The organism is Brevefilum fermentans, assembly GCF_900184705.1.
Lineage (GTDB): Bacteria > Chloroflexota > Anaerolineae > Anaerolineales > Anaerolineaceae > Brevifilum > Brevifilum fermentans.
The window spans coordinates 2305994-2324535 of record NZ_LT859958.1 but is presented as its reverse complement, the minus strand read 5'-3'; the positions used below and the strand labels follow the sequence as shown (position 1 = coordinate 2324535).

The 18542-nt window shown below is 51.1% G+C and carries 12 protein-coding genes; 3 read left to right on the top strand and 9 right to left on the bottom strand.

Features of this window, described 5'->3' with window-relative positions; all coding sequences use genetic code 11:
• Positions 1-239: 239 nt before the first annotated feature.
• Positions 240-749, top strand: a complete 510-nt coding sequence (locus tag CFX1CAM_RS10150; RefSeq protein WP_087862913.1) for a lysozyme inhibitor LprI family protein — start codon at positions 240-242, stop codon at positions 747-749.
• Positions 750-878: 129 nt separating this feature from the next.
• Here CFX1CAM_RS10150 and CFX1CAM_RS10145 read toward each other — a convergent pair whose 3' ends face one another.
• The 7 genes from CFX1CAM_RS10145 to CFX1CAM_RS10115 all read right to left on the bottom strand — a co-directional run bounded on the left by CFX1CAM_RS10145 (position 879) and on the right by CFX1CAM_RS10115 (position 12703).
• Positions 879-1544: a pentapeptide repeat-containing protein gene (locus tag CFX1CAM_RS10145; RefSeq protein WP_087862912.1), complete on the bottom strand. Its 666-nt coding sequence runs from the start codon at positions 1542-1544 to the stop codon at positions 879-881.
• A gap of 29 nt (positions 1545-1573) precedes the next feature.
• Positions 1574-2239 carry a head GIN domain-containing protein gene (locus CFX1CAM_RS10140; RefSeq protein ID WP_087862911.1) on the bottom strand — a complete coding sequence of 222 codons (666 nt, stop codon included), beginning with the start codon at positions 2237-2239 and terminating at the stop codon, positions 1574-1576.
• Positions 2240-2421: 182 nt separating this feature from the next.
• Complete coding sequence (locus CFX1CAM_RS10135) at positions 2422-2823, bottom strand: hypothetical protein (protein ID WP_087862910.1); 402 nt, start codon at positions 2821-2823, stop codon at positions 2422-2424.
• 315 nt (positions 2824-3138) lie between these two features.
• Positions 3139-6450, bottom strand: coding sequence for a UvrD-helicase domain-containing protein (locus tag CFX1CAM_RS10130; protein WP_231940986.1), 3312 nt, complete (start codon positions 6448-6450; stop codon positions 3139-3141).
• A complete protein-coding gene (locus CFX1CAM_RS10125; RefSeq protein ID WP_087862908.1) occupies positions 6431-9508 on the bottom strand; it encodes a PD-(D/E)XK nuclease family protein in 3078 nt (1025 codons plus the stop codon). The genes CFX1CAM_RS10130 and CFX1CAM_RS10125 overlap by 20 nt, the downstream gene beginning before the upstream one ends.
• A 43-nt stretch (positions 9509-9551) precedes the next feature.
• Positions 9552-11639, bottom strand: coding sequence for an ATP-binding protein (locus tag CFX1CAM_RS10120; protein ID WP_087862907.1), 2088 nt, complete (start codon positions 11637-11639; stop codon positions 9552-9554).
• A 2-nt stretch (positions 11640-11641) separates the two neighbouring features.
• Positions 11642-12703: a metallophosphoesterase family protein gene (locus tag CFX1CAM_RS10115; protein ID WP_157891847.1), complete on the bottom strand. Its 1062-nt coding sequence runs from the start codon at positions 12701-12703 to the stop codon at positions 11642-11644.
• Between the two features lie 386 nt (positions 12704-13089).
• On the opposite strand from CFX1CAM_RS10115, the gene CFX1CAM_RS10110 reads away from it, so the two are divergent.
• Together CFX1CAM_RS10110 and CFX1CAM_RS10105 are read left to right on the top strand one after the other, a co-directional pair.
• Complete coding sequence (locus tag CFX1CAM_RS10110; protein WP_087862905.1) at positions 13090-13704, top strand: MerR family transcriptional regulator; 615 nt, start codon at positions 13090-13092, stop codon at positions 13702-13704.
• A 157-nt stretch (positions 13705-13861) separates the two neighbouring features.
• Positions 13862-15646: a vWA domain-containing protein gene (locus tag CFX1CAM_RS10105; RefSeq protein WP_087862904.1), complete on the top strand. Its 1785-nt coding sequence runs from the start codon at positions 13862-13864 to the stop codon at positions 15644-15646.
• Positions 15647-15965: 319 nt separating this feature from the next.
• Here CFX1CAM_RS10105 and CFX1CAM_RS10100 read toward each other — a convergent pair whose 3' ends face one another.
• Entirely contained in the window at positions 15966-16403 is a 438-nt protein-coding gene (locus tag CFX1CAM_RS10100; protein WP_087862903.1) for a 4Fe-4S binding protein, read from the bottom strand.
• Position 16404: 1 nt separating this feature from the next.
• Positions 16405-18366 carry an aldehyde ferredoxin oxidoreductase family protein gene (locus CFX1CAM_RS10095; protein ID WP_087862902.1) on the bottom strand — a complete coding sequence of 654 codons (1962 nt, stop codon included), beginning with the start codon at positions 18364-18366 and terminating at the stop codon, positions 16405-16407.
• Positions 18367-18542 lie beyond the last annotated feature (176 nt).

Below are 18542 nucleotides of genomic sequence, written 5' to 3'. Positions count from 1 at the left end.
CAAGCCATCGTGGAAACCCTGAGAACCTTGTAAATAGTTAAAAACTCAGCAATTGGGGCTGACCTGCGTGTTCAACCTTGCCAAAGAAGGCCCTGCGCGCAGGGATTTTCGTTGATGCAAGACGAAGGGTTCTTTTGGAATATTTCTTGCAGTTTTAATGGGTGTACTGCAGTATAATGCTCTCGTTTGCGAATGATGACCGGTGATCACCTGCGAATAAGGCAGGCTATTTAAATCTGATGAATAAAATTCGACCCCACATGCAAAGCATCACCCTTCTCAGCCTGGCAGGGATCCTGCTGGTCATTGCTTTTTATATTTCTCTGCAAACACAAACTGGCGATAAAGAGCCCAGCCTGACGGTGACGCCCCGTACTGAAAAAAATTCTTTGGTCGATATGCCAGATTGTTCGGAAGAGCTGCCCATTCAAGATGCGATCTCGTGCCATCTTAAGGCAGCACAGGTTTCTGGCGCGTTGGTCCAATCTATGGAGAGCAGGCTTGTTCAGTTGGAGCCCAAAGCAGTGGACCAGATTGCACTGATCGAAAACCAAATTGCCTGGGAGGAATCGCGCAATTCGGAATGTCATTTGGTGCACGAAATGGCGGGGGGCAGCGATGAGGGCCAATTGCAGGAATTAATCTGTCTGACCGAACTCAATTTGACACGACTGGCAAGGCTTGAACAATACTGCAATGAGTGGCATGGATTGAAGGATTGCAGAAATGACGTTGAAGCAAACCAATGATTTGATTCCCATCCAGCGCATCTCCCCCTTTCTGTTGCAAAAAATCATACAGTAAAAGTTGTTATCAAACCGATAAAAAGAACCCCGAAGCACTGGCTTTCGGGGCTTTTTTGCGCTGTTTGAGAAAAATCAGGCAGCTTTGCGCTTTCTTCGGATAAGGGCATAGATGATCAGAGCCAGAACGCCAAGAATTCCACCCAGCAAAACCGACCAGACCCAGGTGGGAAGTTGAATCATGGGGGCAGGCAGTGTCAAGGGTGGAACCAGAGCCTTTTCCCAGTTGACGTTATGAGCACGTGCGCCGGTAAAGTTCGCGTTGGTGAATTTTGCACCGGTTATATCTAATCCTGCCAGGCGGGTGTTGATCAGGTCTGCCCCGGTGAAATTGGCGTCGGTGAAGCTTGTTCCCACCAGCGCGGCGTTGCGCAAGCTGGCGCCTTCAAAGCTGGCTTCGGAAGCATCCGCGCCGACGATCGCTGAGTCGCTGAGGTCCGTCCCGGTAAAGTTGGCTTTCACCAGGTCGCCGCCCAGGATAATCGTGTTATGGATAGCTGCATCCTGCAGAGAAGCTTTATAGAAATTCGGCTTAATCAGCAATCCATGTGAAAGTTTAGCTCCGGTCAGATTGGTTTTACGCAAAATTGCACCGACAGCGGTGATGTTTCCCAGCGTCATGCCGCGCAGGTCTGCGCCGGAAAGGTCTTGCCGGGTACAGATGGCTTCCCGAGCTTCTTCAACGGATTTGGGTTGAACAACTTCTGAAGCTTTCTTTTCGATTTGAATTTCCTGACGCATAGTTCCTCCCTTATTATTTTATCGAATTTTTAACAATTACTCAACCTTTTTGATTTGCCCATCCCGCTAATGACCTGGCGCAATTTCGGCTGACCGTAGTAATTAACCTGGCCCATTCCCGAGATGATGATTTCAAGGCTGTCATCCACCCGCAAGGTGGCATTGCCCTGCCCCGAAATCACGATTCGTCCGGACTGGCTGGCGAGATTGGGGGCTTGATATTCTCCGGAGCCTGAGATGCGGATCGATTGATGGTCGGCATGACCGGCGGCATAGAATTCGCCGCGCCCGCTGATGGTCACATCGAGAGTTCTACATTCTAAATGACCGAAGTTCAATTTGCCCAATCCTGAGACGTTGAGTTTAAAATCATCGCTTGTGAAGGAATCACAGTTCAGGTCGATTTTTCCGCTGATGCTCACCTGGCGCAAATCGGGGACGGTGAGATAATAAGCGACCTTGCGATTGTCTTTGGAAAACATCGATGAGAATATCATTTCGATCTGATTTATCCAGCTCTCATCAAAGCCCAGTACCAGGCTGTCACCGTGTACCTCGACCATTAGCTTTTCGAACAGACCTTCATCTGCGTCGATGGTCAGTGCGGGTACCTCGCCCTGGGTTAGCATCAGCGTGCCAACATCCTTACACCTGACTTTTGAAAAGGGCTTTAGCAGTTGGAATTCTTTTTGCATCTGCTCACCTGTGTTTCTATTTGATCATCGTATTGACAGTAATGATTATAACATAAAAATTAAATAAAATCAAATACGAAGTAAAGATAACAAAGATATTATGTTGTTAAACTTAATATAATCAATTATAAAATTAAAATCATTACTGATGGATGTGGAAGCTATGAAGAAAAGAAACGAACCTATTCAGCCGGGTGGAAAATTAAATGTTCCCATACTGATTTTGCCCAGGGCAGGTCATCCGGATTATCCAGATAAAAGGCGATTTGCAAACACGAGGTATCACTGGCGGTGAAAGTATACAGTGATAGGCGCTTGATTTCATTCTGCTCGTTATTGATACGAGTATAACCTAAGCCGACAAGTTTGCCTTTGGTGGAAACCATGGTTTCCAAAGTATCAGCCGGCATTTTTTCCTGGATTTGTTTGAGCAAGGATAGTTTGTCAGTTTCTTCAGGGAGTCGAAAGGGAACCGCAATGACCGTGATCCCGGCTTTCCAATAGATGAGCTTGCCTTCCTCCACCCGGCTATCAAAGTCTTCGGAGAGGTCGATCAGCCATTCTTTTGTGATTAAAAACGCCATAAGGTCCTTTCAAGTTGCTCGACCAGGGAAATGTCCTGTCGCACCCGGTTCACATCATAATCGGATCCAATTAATTATACCTGCGAGGCAAACGGCAGGCTTGTTGGTGTATGGGGTGGGTTGAACACAGAGATTAACTGTTAGTGGTCGAGACGCATCTCTTGTTTTGAATCATCATTACATCCAAAGAAAACCACAGAAATGAAGACAGGAGCTGTGGTCCGCGATCTTCGATCGGTCAATTTTTTCTTGCTTTCAGCTACAAGAAATTGCATCGCCCCTGAAAATTTCCAGAAGTTTTTTTAATTTTCAACCTCACCAGATGCTTTCCAGCCCCACCCTGCCATGATCATCTAAAAAGCACAGGCTTGCCTGGGCGTCTATGCCCATCAGTTGTTTGAAGGCACGCCGGTAGCGTTGTACCTGGGGCGCGTACAGGGACATTAATTCTGCTTTTTCACCCGGTTTTTGGATGGTGTCCGTCTTGAACTCGACGATTTTCCAACCCTCGTCATCCTGATAGATCAGGTCAATGATTCTATTATCAGTTTTCCCGCCCACCTGCAGGGTGTAGGGGACTTCATGCAGGCGCTTTGCGCTGGTGTTGATTTGACCCCAGAGAGGGTGTGCCCGCAAGCGTTCGAGCAGAAGGATCGCCTGTTGGATGAGTTCGGATCGTTGATCTTCCTGAACGATCCCGGCACGCAATGCTACCGTGCCCAGCATCTGCTCGAAGCCTGTCTCCCCCGGAAAGCGCCAGCGTTCAAGCGCTTTGTGTACCATCGTCCCCAGGATTTTTCCGATCTGTGCGCTATCCTGGTTGATACTCCACCAGCTTGGCGGATCGACCTGCTCCTCACCTTCGTCGCTTGCCGGTTCCAGGTCACTGATCTGGATGGGATGATACAGGGGAATGTATTTGCTGACTTCCAACGTTTCACCGACTTCATCGGGGAGAAAAATTTCAGGCACCGGGTGAGCATCACTCAAACACCACACCCGCAGGGGTTGGTTAGATGGTGTGCGGAATTCAAAGGGCTCACCATCGGCAAGATGTATGTCCTCGCTCTTCAACCCGAGACCTTCGGAAAGCATTTTTCCCCAGGCGCGAAAGCTTAGCTTTCCCTCCTCGTTTTGGGTGGCATGAGCGCTGATGATCAATTTGTCCTCTGCGCGCGTCAGGGCAACGTACAATAACCGCAACTGCTCCATTGCGTTCTGGTCTTTATCAAAATGCTTAGACAGGTTGTAAAGCATGGGCGGAGGATCAAGTTTGAACGCCATGCCCAGTTCCTCGAACAGGTACACCAGTTCGCCGGGCGATCTGGGCTCCCGCCTGGCGGCTGCCAGGATGACCACTTTGAATTCCAGTCCTTTGGCTTTGTGGATGGTCATCAATTGTACGGCTCCCTGGGCTTCAGCAGAGGCTTCACCTTCGCGAGCACCCGCGTCATTGAGGGTTTCGATCATGTCCAGGTAATTGCGGACACGCAGTTCTTCGCTGGCCAGGGCGTCAGCCAGAAGTTTGTCCAGGTTTCGCCACAGCCTACCCCCGGTTGTACTGGCGCCCTGTGAATTGTCCTTCACATCCGCTGCAGCCAGGATGGCGCGGTATTGAGTTGCATTGACGATTTTGGGGAGCAATTCTGCCACGGGGATACGATCGACCAGGGGCAGGAGCTGTGAAACAATTTCAAGGGTCCTGTGGGCTCGTTCACAATCCTGGGTATTCAAAACCGATAGATCCGCCTGCAAAGCTTCCCAGTAGGGCAGTCCGGATTGGCGCAGCAGGAACAACGCGCTGTCGCTCAATCCGAAAGCCGGAGAACGCAGCAGACCGGCAAAAGCAAGATCGTCCAGCGGGTCTGCCAGCGCTCGCAGGATGTTAATCAGGTCGCGAATTTCCGGGCGATCATAAAACCCTCGACCTGCAACCGTCACAAAGGGAATGCTCGCCTCTTCCAGTGCCGTTTCATAATCTGCATAACCTGTTGAGGCGCGAAATAGCAGTGCGACCTCATCCCAGGTTTGAACCTGTCCTTCTTCTTTAAGCTGCAGCAACCGCACCGCCAACGCCTGGGCGGCTTTTTGCCGGGCAGTTTCAGCGTTTTCGGCTGTGCCGATTACCAGCTCGATGTGGGGGGGCTGGATGCCCTCGGGCGGTTCCTGGCGATGGGCTTTCATTGTTGAATAGGGGACATAATAATCCCGCGCCGGGTCGGGCTGGGTACCGATCACCGGGGAAAGCAGGTCATCGATGGCCAGCAGCAACGGTTGGTGGGTTCGGTAGGTCAATGGCAGGTCGATCACCTGGCCGCCAGCGGCGCGAATACGGTCTTGCACCTGTTTGAACACGGTTACATCCGCCTGGCGGAAGCGGTAAATCGATTGGCGCATATCGCCGACGATAAACAGGCGCCCCGGGGGACCGGCCAGGGCTTCGATGATGCCCTGTTGGCGGCGGTTGGTATCCTGGAATTCATCCACCAGGATGGCGTCCAGCTCGTTTTGCCAGTGCTGGCGGATGGCATGATTGTGTAAAAGCTGGAGTGCGCCCTGTTCCAGGTCGTCGAAATCGAGGGCTTGGCGGGCATGCAACAGATTCTGGTAGTTCTGGCACAATGTCACATAGGCGTTTTGCAGCAACAGCCGTAATTCGCTAAACAACGTTTCAATTTTTGGGTCTGGAGCCTGATCGACAGCCTCTTTTCCGCCGGTAGATGGGTTGATTAGCAGGTCGAAGTTGGTCCGTAATTCCTGGATGATCTCTTTTGTGTCACCCTTTGTTCCAATGTTCAATTTCATGTATGATCGCCGGGCCTGGTAAAGTGCTGCTGCACAGCCAAACAGGTCACTGCGATCCATGGCGCGTTCAGCTTCATCCCACATGGTCAGCAGATTCTGAACCATACCCGCCAAATTTTCACCTGCGTCGCTGGTTAACTCATCCAGAGACGTCCCTCGCAGGGCAGAAATCGCGTCTTTGATGATCGGGTTGTGCATGGCCTCCTTCAGCATCTGGGTGATCACTGTGAGGTGGTCTGCCTGCTGATTAATGGCTTCATCGGCTTCCAAACGGCGGTTAAGCAGGTCTTTCAGCATTGGCCGCAAATCAAACAGGGGAATATTCGTTAATAAGGGTGCATAGGATTCCTCATCCACCAGTGCTTTGAGCGTATCCTCTACCGCTTGAAGGCGTAAGGCGGCTGCCAGGCTTTCATCGACGATCCCAAACCTGGGATCGATGCCGGATTCTGCAGGATGGGCGCGCAGGATCTCGGCGCATAGGCTGTGGATGGTGCTGATGCGTGCAGCGTCCATTTGTGCTGAAAGCGCTAACCATTTCTGGCGGTCTTCTTCAGTCGTAGCATCTTGCTGGAGCTCGTACAGAGTCTCGCGCACGCGGGAACGCATCTCGCGTGCCGCTTTGATGCTGAAAGTAATCGCTGCAATCCGACGCGGCGGAATTCCTTCAGCTAAAAGCGATGTATAACGGGCGACCAGGGTTTTTGTCTTACCGCTGCCCGCGCCGGCTGTCGCGACCACATCCCGCCCGCGAACGGTAGCTGCCAGGTATTGTTGTGGGTTGAGGGTGTCCAGTATTTTTTTAATGTGAGGATCGGTCATCATTCCTCTTTCTCCAATAGCCAGGCTGGTAACGCCAGCACCATTGGACAGCCGGGCAATAGCTTGGGCAACCATCCCCGGGTGCGATCGGTGGGAATGAGCCTGAACGAACATCCCCCAGCATGCGCCTGATATGGTCGAGGGCGATCGTGTAGGCAGCTTGTGGCCCTTTTTGCTGATTGTTTTTAAATTTTGATAACTTGAAGGAACTTGGCTTTGCAGCTCTGATTTGCCAGTAAAAACCTTCTTTAACCGTGCCCAAACGCAGGGCTTGCTGGGCTGCCTGAGCATAGATTGGCATTTGCAGGCGACGCCCGCTGATCAGGTCCTTGTTGGACAGGTTTGACCCACCTGTTTTGTAATCAATGATCCGGAGACCACCAAACTCATTCCGGTCCACCCGATCGATCAACCCGCGCAAGCGAACTTCTTCAGCTCCAAGATCGAGGACCAGGGCGGGCGTATTGCTGATGCCAAACTTCTCTTCAAAGCGGATCGGCGTCCAGCCCATGCTTTCTGCATGGAGTGCTTCAATCGTCTTGCGTAGCATGGCAATAAACTGGTCTTTTTCAACCTCCCACAGCGGTGACGGGCGAAAAACCTCTTTGTGCGGGGCTTGTGCAAAGACGCTGGCAGCATGGCTCTCGAGGTTGGACAGCAGGGCGTCAAGGTCGGTGGTGTCTTCTGCTGCCCGATAAACCTTTTCTAAAATGTCGTGCAGGATACTACCGATTTGGGCTGCGTCCAAACCCAACTCGGGCGGTTTTTTCGGTTCAAGTTTCAGCAGGTTTTGAATAAAAAATTGATGTGGGCAGGTGGCGTAGGTCTCAAAGCGCGAGGCGCTCCAGGTATGGTCAGGTGAAAAAATTGCTTCAAAGATTGTTGCCTGAGCGCTGAGATCACCTTCGTATTGGCTTTGCGGTACTTTCATCCGACGGGCATTGAGGATTGTTCTGGCAAAGGCGAGTTGCTTCCAGCCGGAAACCAGCTCGTCATCGTCTTTGTAATGCAGGTCCTGTTGTTGGACCGCCCAAAACAGCAGCTCTTGAGGAGAGGCAGCTTCTGCCTGGGGTCGGACCCTGTTCGGACTGATCTTCTGCACGGCTTCTTTTTCGAACAAACTGACTGCGGAGAGCCAGTAAGGGGAGGCTTCCCAACGCTCACCGTGCTCGGCAAGGTACGGACGGGTGAACAATAAGTAATGGTCGGCGCGGGTAAAAGCCTGGTAAAAGGTATTGACCTGCTCGCGCCCCAATCGCGGGTCCAAACCCAGGTCAGCCCGGGTGTGCTCATCCAGGAAGGGGTCGGGGTGCTCTACGACAGGGAATAACCCTTCGGAAAAGCCCAGCAGCGCCACCGCCTTAAAGCGAGAGGCGACGGCATGCTGGATTTCGTTGACAAACACGGCATTTTGTTTCGCTTCGCGGGGTTCATCCAGGCGTGCCCCCTGAATTGCGCCCAGCAGGATGGATAAAAAGTGTTCGTAACTAACCGGGTGCCTACCGAGCACCTGTTCACTCAGGATGAGTGATCCCATGCTTTCGCCCAGGGCTTGCCAGGCTTCCATATCACGTTCACCGGAGAGCTGATTGTAAAATTGCAGATTCGTCAGGGTGGATTCCAGCCAGGCGACCCATTCAGTTTGAGTGCGCGGCGTTTCGATGCCATCAAAAACTTGCCAGAAGCGAACAAACCGCTGGCGCAAAGCCGTAAGATCGACGGCGCGCAGCGGGTTGCTTATCTGGCGTTCATCATCCAGAGGTTCCTCGGAATCACGGCGAGTTGTTGAAAGCATCTCCCACGCCTCCGTCCATTGCTCCTGCCCGACAACGATGCGCGCCACCTGGCTGACTAATTCCAGATGGTCAATATCCTTCTCGTCCAGTCCGAAATCAAAATAGGGCGAGCGCAGGGCGTTGATCACAGCCCGGGTCGTGAAGTCCTCCGGGGGCATTTCCAGTAAATTAAGCAACGATTGCACCGCGGGTGATTTCATAAGACTGTCCGGGTGGGAGAAGCGTATTTTGACCCCAAACTCATCAGCGGCGGCTCGCAAGTGAGGTCGGTAGGTGTCCAGGTGGCTGACGAACAGGGCGCAGTCTGAGAGCGGAACCCCATGGCGTTTGTACAGGCGCTTGACCCAGCGCAGCGCTTCACGGGCTTCTTCGCCCTGGTTTTGAGTTTCCAGGAAGAATGGGGTGGAAGCTTGCATTTTGGGAGTTTCACCGGGTTCCAGGATGTGCTGCTCAAGATATTTGCTCTCACGGGGGAGGTAAGGCGCGCTGGAAAGTTCGGTCACCCGGGGTGAGAGTTCGTTTAGCAGGGTTTGGATTACCGCCCGGGTTCGACGGTCAACTGCGCGAGTTGAGCCCTGCACACCGGGCAGGGTAATCAGCATCTCGCCCACCTGGACCGAGATCCGTTTGAGAAACTCAAGACGAGCGCCGGCAAAGGCGCTGAACCCGTCGACGATCAGCAGGCGGATATGAGCTGCCGTTTTCAGATCGTCTTCCAGGGCGGTGATCACCTCCCAAACCTGACCGTCATGATCGATCCAGCCGATCTCCTCCAGTTGAGCAATGAAACGGGCATACAGGGTCGCCAATTCTTGCCTGGCTCGGGGAGACGCGCTCGTGTAAACCAAAAACTGGTCAGGGGAAATGTAAGCGCTGCGCAGTTCGGAGAAAACATCCTGCAGGATGCTGATAAACCCCGGCTTGGCTTTGATCGCAGCGTAGTGATCCAGCTCACCGGCAGTATGGGCTGCCTCTACAATTTGCTGAACCAGGCGATGTTCCAGGGCAGAGGTGATCACCGGTGAGAAGCGTCCCTGCCGTTCGAGCAGGTCGGTGAACAGTACCCTGAAGGTGCCTACATTGACGCCCATGCCACCACCGATGCGCCCCATACGCTGGCGGAAATAGGCTGCGTTTTGTGCGTCGGGTACCAGCACCCAGACGGGCGCGAAAGGCTCGGCGGCGTGGAGGGATTGGATACGCTGCAAGCAGGCACGGGTTTTGCCAGCCGCTGCAGGCGCAAGGATTAAATTAACGGGCAATTCCAACCTCCTTGATTGCGTTGACGAATTTGTGTTATCATGTTTATTTTGCCAATTCAAACATTACATAGCGATCCATGAACCTCGGTTTTATCCGTTCTTCAAAGAGTCCTTTGATGTGATCATCCATGGCAAAATAGATGATCTGCCAGCCAATTGATGCCAGGTAAGCCATCTGGTCAACCATCCACTCTCGGCGCTGCCAGTCCGAATGTTGGAAGGCATCATCAAGAATCAAGAACATCTTTTTGTCCTGTAAATAGTGAGCAGCGATGCCAATTCTTAAAGCCAGCAAAATTTGTTCCTGTGCTCCGGTACTTAAATGATGTACTGGAAACCTTTCATTCTCGCTGAATACAATAATGTCATCCCCATCCATCTCGATTCCTTGATAGGTTTGGGTTAAGGCTTTAATGGGCTCGCAGATGGTGTCAGCAGCCAGGGCTTTTGCAATGCCCTCATCTTCCCTGTCTTGAATTTCTTGTATTACTTTTGTGATAACGGCTCCTGAACCGATTTTTGCCATAATTTCTTTCTTTAACTGGCTGGTTTTATCCCTGTGAACACGTAAGTCATTAATTATTTTGTCCCATTCTGAATTTATGTCTGAAGAGGTGAAGTCACAGATGCGTTGTTTCAAAGCTAAAAGGCTGGTTTCTTTTTTATTGATCGAACTCACAAGCTCATTTTTCTGGTGGTTAAGTTTGTTAAACAACTCCCGATCATATTGTATGTCAACCGGGCCACTGAAATAATCTTCAGGCTCAACCCCTAAAGCTGCCAGGGCGATGTTCTCGTTTTTGTGTGCTTCTTCAAGTTGATCTCGCTTTTTCTGCAGCGCATTAATTCGCTCATCCGGGTCATCATGATCCGGGGTATGTGCACAATAGACCGAGAGTCTGGCTTCAAGCTCTTGTTCTAAATGATCCAATTCTCTCTGGTTGACGATAGATTGTGATTTGATTTGTTCTAAGGCATAATATTCGGGCTGTAGCACCGCATGTTTGCTTTTTAAATCCGTTATCGCCTGTGCTTTTTGACCAAACCTCTTCTGATAACCGGCAAATATCCGGTTGATTTCAGCGATATCATCACGCTGCTGCACCATCAACCGATAGCGGCGGCTTATCAATATAAAAAACAGCAGGGCCAGCAAACCAGCCGCGAGTGCCCCCCAGGGTAATTGTAAAAAAGCAAGTCCAACCGTAGTGACGATCAGGACAACTCCCAGGATGGTGAAAAATAAATCGGATTTGAGGGAAAGGGCTTCCGGTCTCTTTTCACATTCAGCTATTGCCGTTTCCAGCCAGTGATAATGGATGCACTTAAGTTCAAGGGCATTGATTTGATCTTTGTCTTTTTGAATTTGCTTTTTCAATCTCTGAACATCATTATTGATTTTTTTGATTGCATCCAATTCTGTTTGTGGAAGCTGTTTAAGTTCTTCAGATAGCGCCTTGATTCTGCTGTTTTTCTGATAAGCACTGTATCTGCGTGCTTGTTCCTGAACCTGCAACAAACCATCAACCTCCTCAAGCTGATGTTTTTCGATCATGATTTCACCCATCGTGTATTTTTCATCAACTTCGGCGAGAAGTTCATCGATTTTTTGAAGCTCGATGATGTAATTATTGTAAGTCCTGCAATCACCGGACTGCTGGCCAGGAATAAGCTGCCCATTCTCCCAGGAGCTTTTTTGAATATTGCTTGGTATTTGGTTTAAAATCAAATCCAATACTCGCTGATCGGACAGGTAATCTTTCAGGACCGTCTTTGTGACCCCCTTTTCACTATCTGATGAAAATTTTGTTACGCCCGCTTTAACCACCAAAAGGCGGGAGAGATCCACCGGCTTGTCATCAGGGTATAAATAATCCTCAATCTTTTTCCTGGATTTAGGATCAAATCTCATCACGTTCTCAGCCAATCCAGAAATATTGATCTGTCCAGAATCTGTCAGGGGGCGGGTTTTAGAATGATTTTTAAACAATGAACTTAAGAGGTATTCAACAAGAAATGTTTTTCCCTGCTCGTTTTTGCCATAAATCAGGTTAACATCCTTAAATTGCCATTTGATTGATGCAATAGGTCCGAGACGATTAACCGAAAGATTTTCGAGTCGTATATGCATGGCTAACCTCCATAGACCTGGTTCATGGCTGACAGGATGTAATCGTCAAGGACCGGGTCATCATGACCATCAGGCAACTCCAAAGAAGCCAATCGCTCCTGAACGGCTAAAATGATATCTGCCCGCGTCAGGTCGGTGGATATTTTAAGTTTGCTGAGGTCCGGTGGCTCAATCAGATTGATATTCTCCTGTTGAAGGTAATCGATGATCGTTTTCCCAACAACCTCACGGTTAGCAGAGTATCCGTGGGCAGAAATTCTCACCTTCAGCAGCTTTTTGTGTCTTTCTTCAACTCTCCAACCTGAGATTCGCGCGGAAAGCTTATTTTTGATAAAGTCAACCTCATTTTCCACCGGGAGCACAGTTAATCGCTCCTGAAAATAGATCACGTCTGTATTAACGGGCTGACGGACGACGGCGTTGGTAAACGTATCATAGATCAGAAAGGTCCGTATGCCGGTTTCAGTGATGTCCAAGCCGCAGGGGGAACCCGGATAGTACAACTTATCCATGTTGTAAGGCAGGTGTATATGCCCTAAAAACATCTTCACAGGCTGGTATAGCTCGATGTCGCGCCTTGAAAGGGGCATATAAACGCCCTCTTCGTAATCATTACGAAGGGTTGTGCTGGAAAGATAATCCCCATGTGAGACGAGCACCCAATTTTTACCCGATATCGAATCTTGATGTGCAACCAGTGTTTCGCCAATGCTTGTTTTGGGTTTATAGGGAAGAAAAAGAAATAGAACCTCTTCCGTGAAAGCAATCTTTTCAGGTTCAGTCAGATACCTGATGTTTGACAAAGCGAATGACCCCGAAGATAGGGCGGGATCATGGTTTCCCGGGATGATGTAAATGATCATGTGTTTGAATTTTTCCTGACCAACCAGCTTTTCAAACTCACCCGGGTTATCGCACGCTGCGTCGAATAAATCGCCGGCGATGATCAGTTTATCGATGTTCTGATCAACCATTTGGTCGAGAATATTTTTAAGTGCATTAAATCTCTCGGGATGTTTTTCGTAGCTGGTCAGGTGGACATCTGCTGTGATGGCAATTTTCATCATTTCTCCTTGATTATCATGTCGAGCCGAGTTTGCTGATCAGCGCGAGTTGTGGATCGGTGTGTGAGAAGGCTTTTCCGTCCTGTTTTGTTTGCTGCACATCGACCCTTTAGATCAACACTTTGGGTTTGATTCATAAGTTTATCATAAGCCGGAAAAGACGCTCTTCCAAGCCCTTGCAATGCACCCAAAACAGCGATGGATAACAGGTTTTAGATCCGAACGAAGCTGACGGTAATCGTGAATTGTTAATCGATAGGAATAGGCGTTGTTTTGCTTGCATTTAATACTCTTAAAACCATTGAATTCCTCCGAAAACCCTTGACAAATTTCAGTTATACTGTATAATAACAGTGATACTGAGATTATAAACGATTGGATTTGAGATGACGGATGAATTGAGCATTGACGACCTTGCCAACCATAGCGGGTTGAGTGTGCGTACGCTCCATTACTACATGCAGGAAGGTTTACTTCCCGGGCCAGACAAGCGCGGTAAATATGCCAGCTACTCGCAAGAGCACCTGGATCGTTTGGACCTGATCTTGATCTTAAAAGAGATGCACCTGCCGCTGAAAGACATCCGTGCCTTGATGGACGTACTGACACCGCTTGAGATCCAGCATTATCGCGATGACCAGGAGGATTTATTAGCCAGGATCAAGGCAGCCAGACCCGAAGAAGGCAGCCCTGCCCAAACTGATGAAGAGGGCAGCGCGCTGGATTACATCAAAGGGCTGGAAGAAGCTCACGGCATGATCCGCGAGATCAAGAATTATCAGAGTTTTTATGCATATCAGGATTCGTTTGAGTTCCATCGTCGCAGTCGAGACGACCAGAGCAGGGCAGAACCGCCCTCCGCGCCTCCCCTGGAGGAACGCTGGAGGCGGATGGTACTGGCGGAAGGGATTGAACTCCACACCCGTGAAACTCGTGACAAAGAAACCCTGTATAAAATTAAACGCTTGCTGTCTTTTGCACATTCACTATTTGATCGGTAAATAGAAAAGGAGATATTGATATGAACCAAAAAATTCAAATAACACCTTAAAACTCACTCTCCAGGCAGACAAAACCCTCATCCCGGCGGGCAAGCCCTGTGAGCGCATCCTGGAGATCAACCTGGCTGCACCTGCGGCTGCCCTGGAAAAGCCGCGCATGCCTCTCAACCTTGCGCTGGTGATCGACCGCAGCGGATCGATGCATGGCGAGAAGCTGCACTTCGCCAAACAGGCGGCTGCCCACGTGATTGACTTGCTGGATCAGCAAGACCGTGCGGCGATTGTGATCTATGACAACGAGGTCGAAGTCTTGATGCAGTCGCAATTCCTCACCGAGAAGGTCAAGCATGAAGCCAAAGCGAAGATCATGGGCATCCAAAGCCGCGGCAGCACCTTCCTGTACGGGGGCTGGCTGGAAGGTTGCCGGCAGATCGCTGAGACGATCAGCAAACAATCCTTCAACCGTACACTGCTGTTGACTGACGGGCTGGCCAATGTTGGGTTGCGCGATGTGAGCGCGATTTCAATGCATGCCCAGGAGTTGTTCTCTCGCAACATCTCCACCTCGTGTTTTGGGGTGGGTGCGGATTATGACGAGCACATGTTGGAGGCGATTGCCAACCACGGCGGGGGGAATTTCCACTTCCTTGAGACGGTCAATGCCATCCCACATGTGTTTGAGCGTGAATTTGATGAGATTATCAGCATTGTCTTAAAAGAGGTGCGGGTGGCACTCACTCTGCCTGCGCATGTAGAAGCCAAAGTTTCAGCAGGTTGGCGAGCTGAGGGCAATAGCGGGCAATTTTCGATCTACCTCGGCAGCCTGGTGGCTGAACAAAAACAACGCCTCTACCTGCGCCTGTCGAACCTTATCGGTGCAGATGAAGCCCCAATGCACATCCCCGTTAAGGCGACCGGGTTGGATGCGGACCAGAAAGAACACACGGCTGACGCAGAGCTCGTCTTCAAGGTTGTGCCTGAATCTGAAGAGGCAGCAGTCAAACCAGATGCAGAGCTGATGGAGCGCTTTGCCGTTGTCGACCTGGCTGACCAGGCTAATGAAGCCCTGAAGCGTGAGCGGGCTGGCGACCGAATTGGCTCGGCAGCCCTCATGCAAGAGGCCCTGTCGAAACACCAGGATTTTGTCTCTGATCACACCGCAGAAAAATATCATCTCATGACCGAAGAGTTGCGCTTCGGTTACGACGCGTTGGAAAGGAAGCGCCGCCATTACCAGGAATATCAGAACAAACGAGGTGGGCAAGCTATTCGAGATTATCAGATCAACTTTGTTGCCGGTGTACCGCTGGCGAGAATTGAAGGTTATTCAGTTTTCATCGATACTGCTGCGCCTTCCAGCATTGCTGAATTCCCGGATTGGCTATTTATGAATGAAGCGTTCAAAATCCAGGGTGAGGACCATGGGATGACCTGTTCGCAACTTTCACAGGAGCTGGGAATTTCTGTAGATATGATGCTGGCGATGGACATCTTGCATCATTTGCATATGCGGATCAACCCCGTCCAGGGACTGGTTCAATTCAGCAGGCAGGCTCTGCGTTCTTCGGGGATGCGGTTGCCTGTGCTGACGGGAGAAACCCCGCCGCATGTTATGTTGAAAATTGGAAAACAGGACATCTCCATGCGCCTGGTGACCGGTTTAAAATTCAATTACGTCCCTGAGAGGTTTGTTGTGGGGCTGAACCAGGTCAGCACGGTTGGCGATCGCCTGCCTGGCGGAGAGGGCTTTCAAACGCATCTGTATAAATTACCCCTTCCCGTGGGCAGTCGCGTGCTATCGTTGAATTGTGGGGTGGTTCCAAAATCCCTGCGGTCTGCGCTGGGGTTGGGAGAAAACGAAGGCGTCCTGGGCGCTGACCTGCTGCAAAGTTTACCAATTACACTGGCTTTCCCTGATGGGGAGATGATTCTGTACATTTGATATTGGAAGGGGGTGTGGGTTGGGGTTTTACAGGTATAAGCCTGTAAAACCCCAACAGGGGAAACCAATGCCTTTGCTACAAGATCGATGGGAGGAAGATGGGAAACCATCTTCTTTTTTAACGGGCAGTGAGGTGAGATTCTTTGCATAGCAGTGGAATGGCGTAGGGGGTAATAGATCTCAGCGGACCGATGTGATTGCTCCGCAAACTCCATCAGATTTAGCAATCCAAGAGTAGGACCGTGTGATAAAGGGACCAATCGTTCAAATCTGCTGATTGGCTAAAAAAGATTGAATGATAAACAAGCCCGGAAAGTCTTCAGGGTGAAGCAGGGGTGGGAAGACCGGCGCGCATGGTGATCGCCTCCACCGGGCAGATGTTGGCGCAAAACCCGCAGGCGATGCAGGCAGCGGGCTGTACCAGGATGGGGAACCCGCGGGCGGCTGAACCTTCCCTGACGTATTCAAACGCCAGGCAACTGACCGGGCAAATCTGGATACACAAGCCGCAGGAAACACAGGTTTTGTGGTTGATGTGGGGCTTTGGCCAATTCGCTTTTTTAACCCGCCCGGCGAGTTCCGCTGCGGGGGTGAGGACGGCGCCAAAGGGACACACCCTGCCGCAGGCGCCGCAGTCAATGCAACGTTGGGGGTCGATGACATGAACCTGATGGCGTTCACCACTGATTGCCTGTGTGGGGCAGGGGCGAACGCAAGCCTGGCAGCCGCGACAGTTTTCGGTAATCCGGTACGCCATTTCAGAACCCCCGATCGTCCAAGCCGAGTTCGATCAGCAGGCTTTGGGTTGGAACCCCGGTTTTCGGATGCCAACCGATGTGATCCCAAAACATACGGCGCATGGCAGGGAAGTCCACCTGGTTTCCCTGGTGCGGCCCGCTCTCCTGTGGGGGGATGCCCAGGGCGCGCCGGCTGATTCGAATATCTTTTGGGGAAACCCCGTGTTTGATGTTGAAAAGCTGCCTTAAGGTCATAATGCGGTGACCGATGTGGAGATAATCCTTAGGGGAGAGCGACCACCCGGTGGCGGCATTGACCCACTTGAAGAGGGGGAGCCGGTCGATCCCGAGGTAAGCGCCAAACATGCAAATTCCGAGGGCATTATAAAAATTGGTGAACTTGGCGGTGCCCACGGCTCTTTTTGCCAGTTCTGGTGAGGGGGTCTGCTTGTGTTTTTTAAGCGAGATGAGGGGCGGCCTTGGTAAATGTTTGAAGGCGGACCACAGGCGGTAGAAATTATAGTAGACAAAGGAGCCTGATGTGTGCCTGCCGGGCGCCGGATCGACGCCGGCGTGCAGGGCAAGACCCGGATCCAGGCGGGTATCGTGCTGAGCCAGTTCAGATCCGCCGGCGTGAACCGCTGCGGAATGATCTTCAATCTGCAAGCGTTCAGCGGCTCGTTTGGAGCCGTCTGCCAGAAGGTCACCGATGCCCTGACGAGCGATCATGGCTTTAACCAGGGTTAAAATCGCTTCCCCGTCCCCCCAATCGAGCTTTAAGCCGCCGGTGTGCTCATCGGTGATGATCCCCTGCTGATACCATTCGATGGCTGCTGCCACAGTCCCGCCGGCTGAAATGCTATCCATGCCCGCCTGGTTGAGCCGTTCGCCAATTTCATAGACGAGCTGATCATCATCGTTTAATAAGAGGGAAGAAAAAGCCATGACGGTTTCGTATTCGGGCTTATGGGCAGCCTGGCTTTCGCCCTGTTGGCGCATGATGCCGCCACAACCGAGGGGGCAGGAGAGGCAGTGATATTTCCTATCTTCAAATTTGGCGATCTTTCTCGGCGAGAGGTTGTTTGAAGAGCGGAGCGGGTAATCCTGGTGGGTGCCTGCCCAGTTTTTGATCGGCGCATCGCCCCATTCGATGGCGGTCTGGTTCAAACCGACGGTGCCCCATTTGCGAAGGATACCTGACCACATCAGCCCATCCCAGCGGATTTCGATCCAGGGATTGCGCAGAAGCATGCCGGTTAACGCCATGATCTGTGCAGAGAAGGGGATACGAAAACGGATGAGTTTGGCGGGCTTTCGGCACAATGCTTTCATCCGCTGGGGGTGGGCAACAGGGATCGGCTTGGCGCCGGCTAAAACCACGGCTTTAAGGCGCTTGCTGCCCATGACGGCGCCCAAACCTGAGCGGGCTGCCATGCGACCAAAATCGTGACAGATGCCGGCGATCAGGGATTGATTTTCGCCGGATGGACCAATACAAACGATGCTGGGGGTTCTCGACTTTCGGTGACGTTCCAGGAGGGTGTTTTCTGTGACCGATGTATCCAGCCCCCACAGGTCTGCGGCGTCTTTTAGCTGGATGCCGCGGTGGTCAATGAAGAGGTAGACCGGTTTTTTGCTGATGCCTTTAAAAAATATGCCGTCATAGCCGCACTTTTTAATTGCCAGTGAAAAATTGCCGCCGCAATTGGCTTCACCCCAGGTTTGGGTGAGGGGAGATTTGCCAACAGCCATCCAGCGACCTGAAAATAAGCTGGGCGTCCCGGTCAGCAAACCGGAGACCAACCCCAGTATGTTTTCTGGACCGAGGGGGTCCGCTCCAGCCGGGATATGTTCATACAGCAGATGGGCTGCCAATCCTAAGCCGGAAAGATACTCCCTGTAGATTTTTTCAGGGATGGCTTCTTCCCAAAAACTGCCGCTGTCTAAATCCACCCATAAAACTTTGCCCATATATCCTGACATATTCTGCTTAATCCTGTTTGTGTTGTGTTCTGCAATGTCTTCCGTGGCGGATTAGCCCTATTGCAGGATGATTAATTCCTGTATTTAAAATGTGTTATGCGTTTGGTCTATCTAAGCCAGCAAGGTTCCCGGTTTTGCCTGGCAGGTAGGGGTTTGACCAAGTGTAGAAAATGATA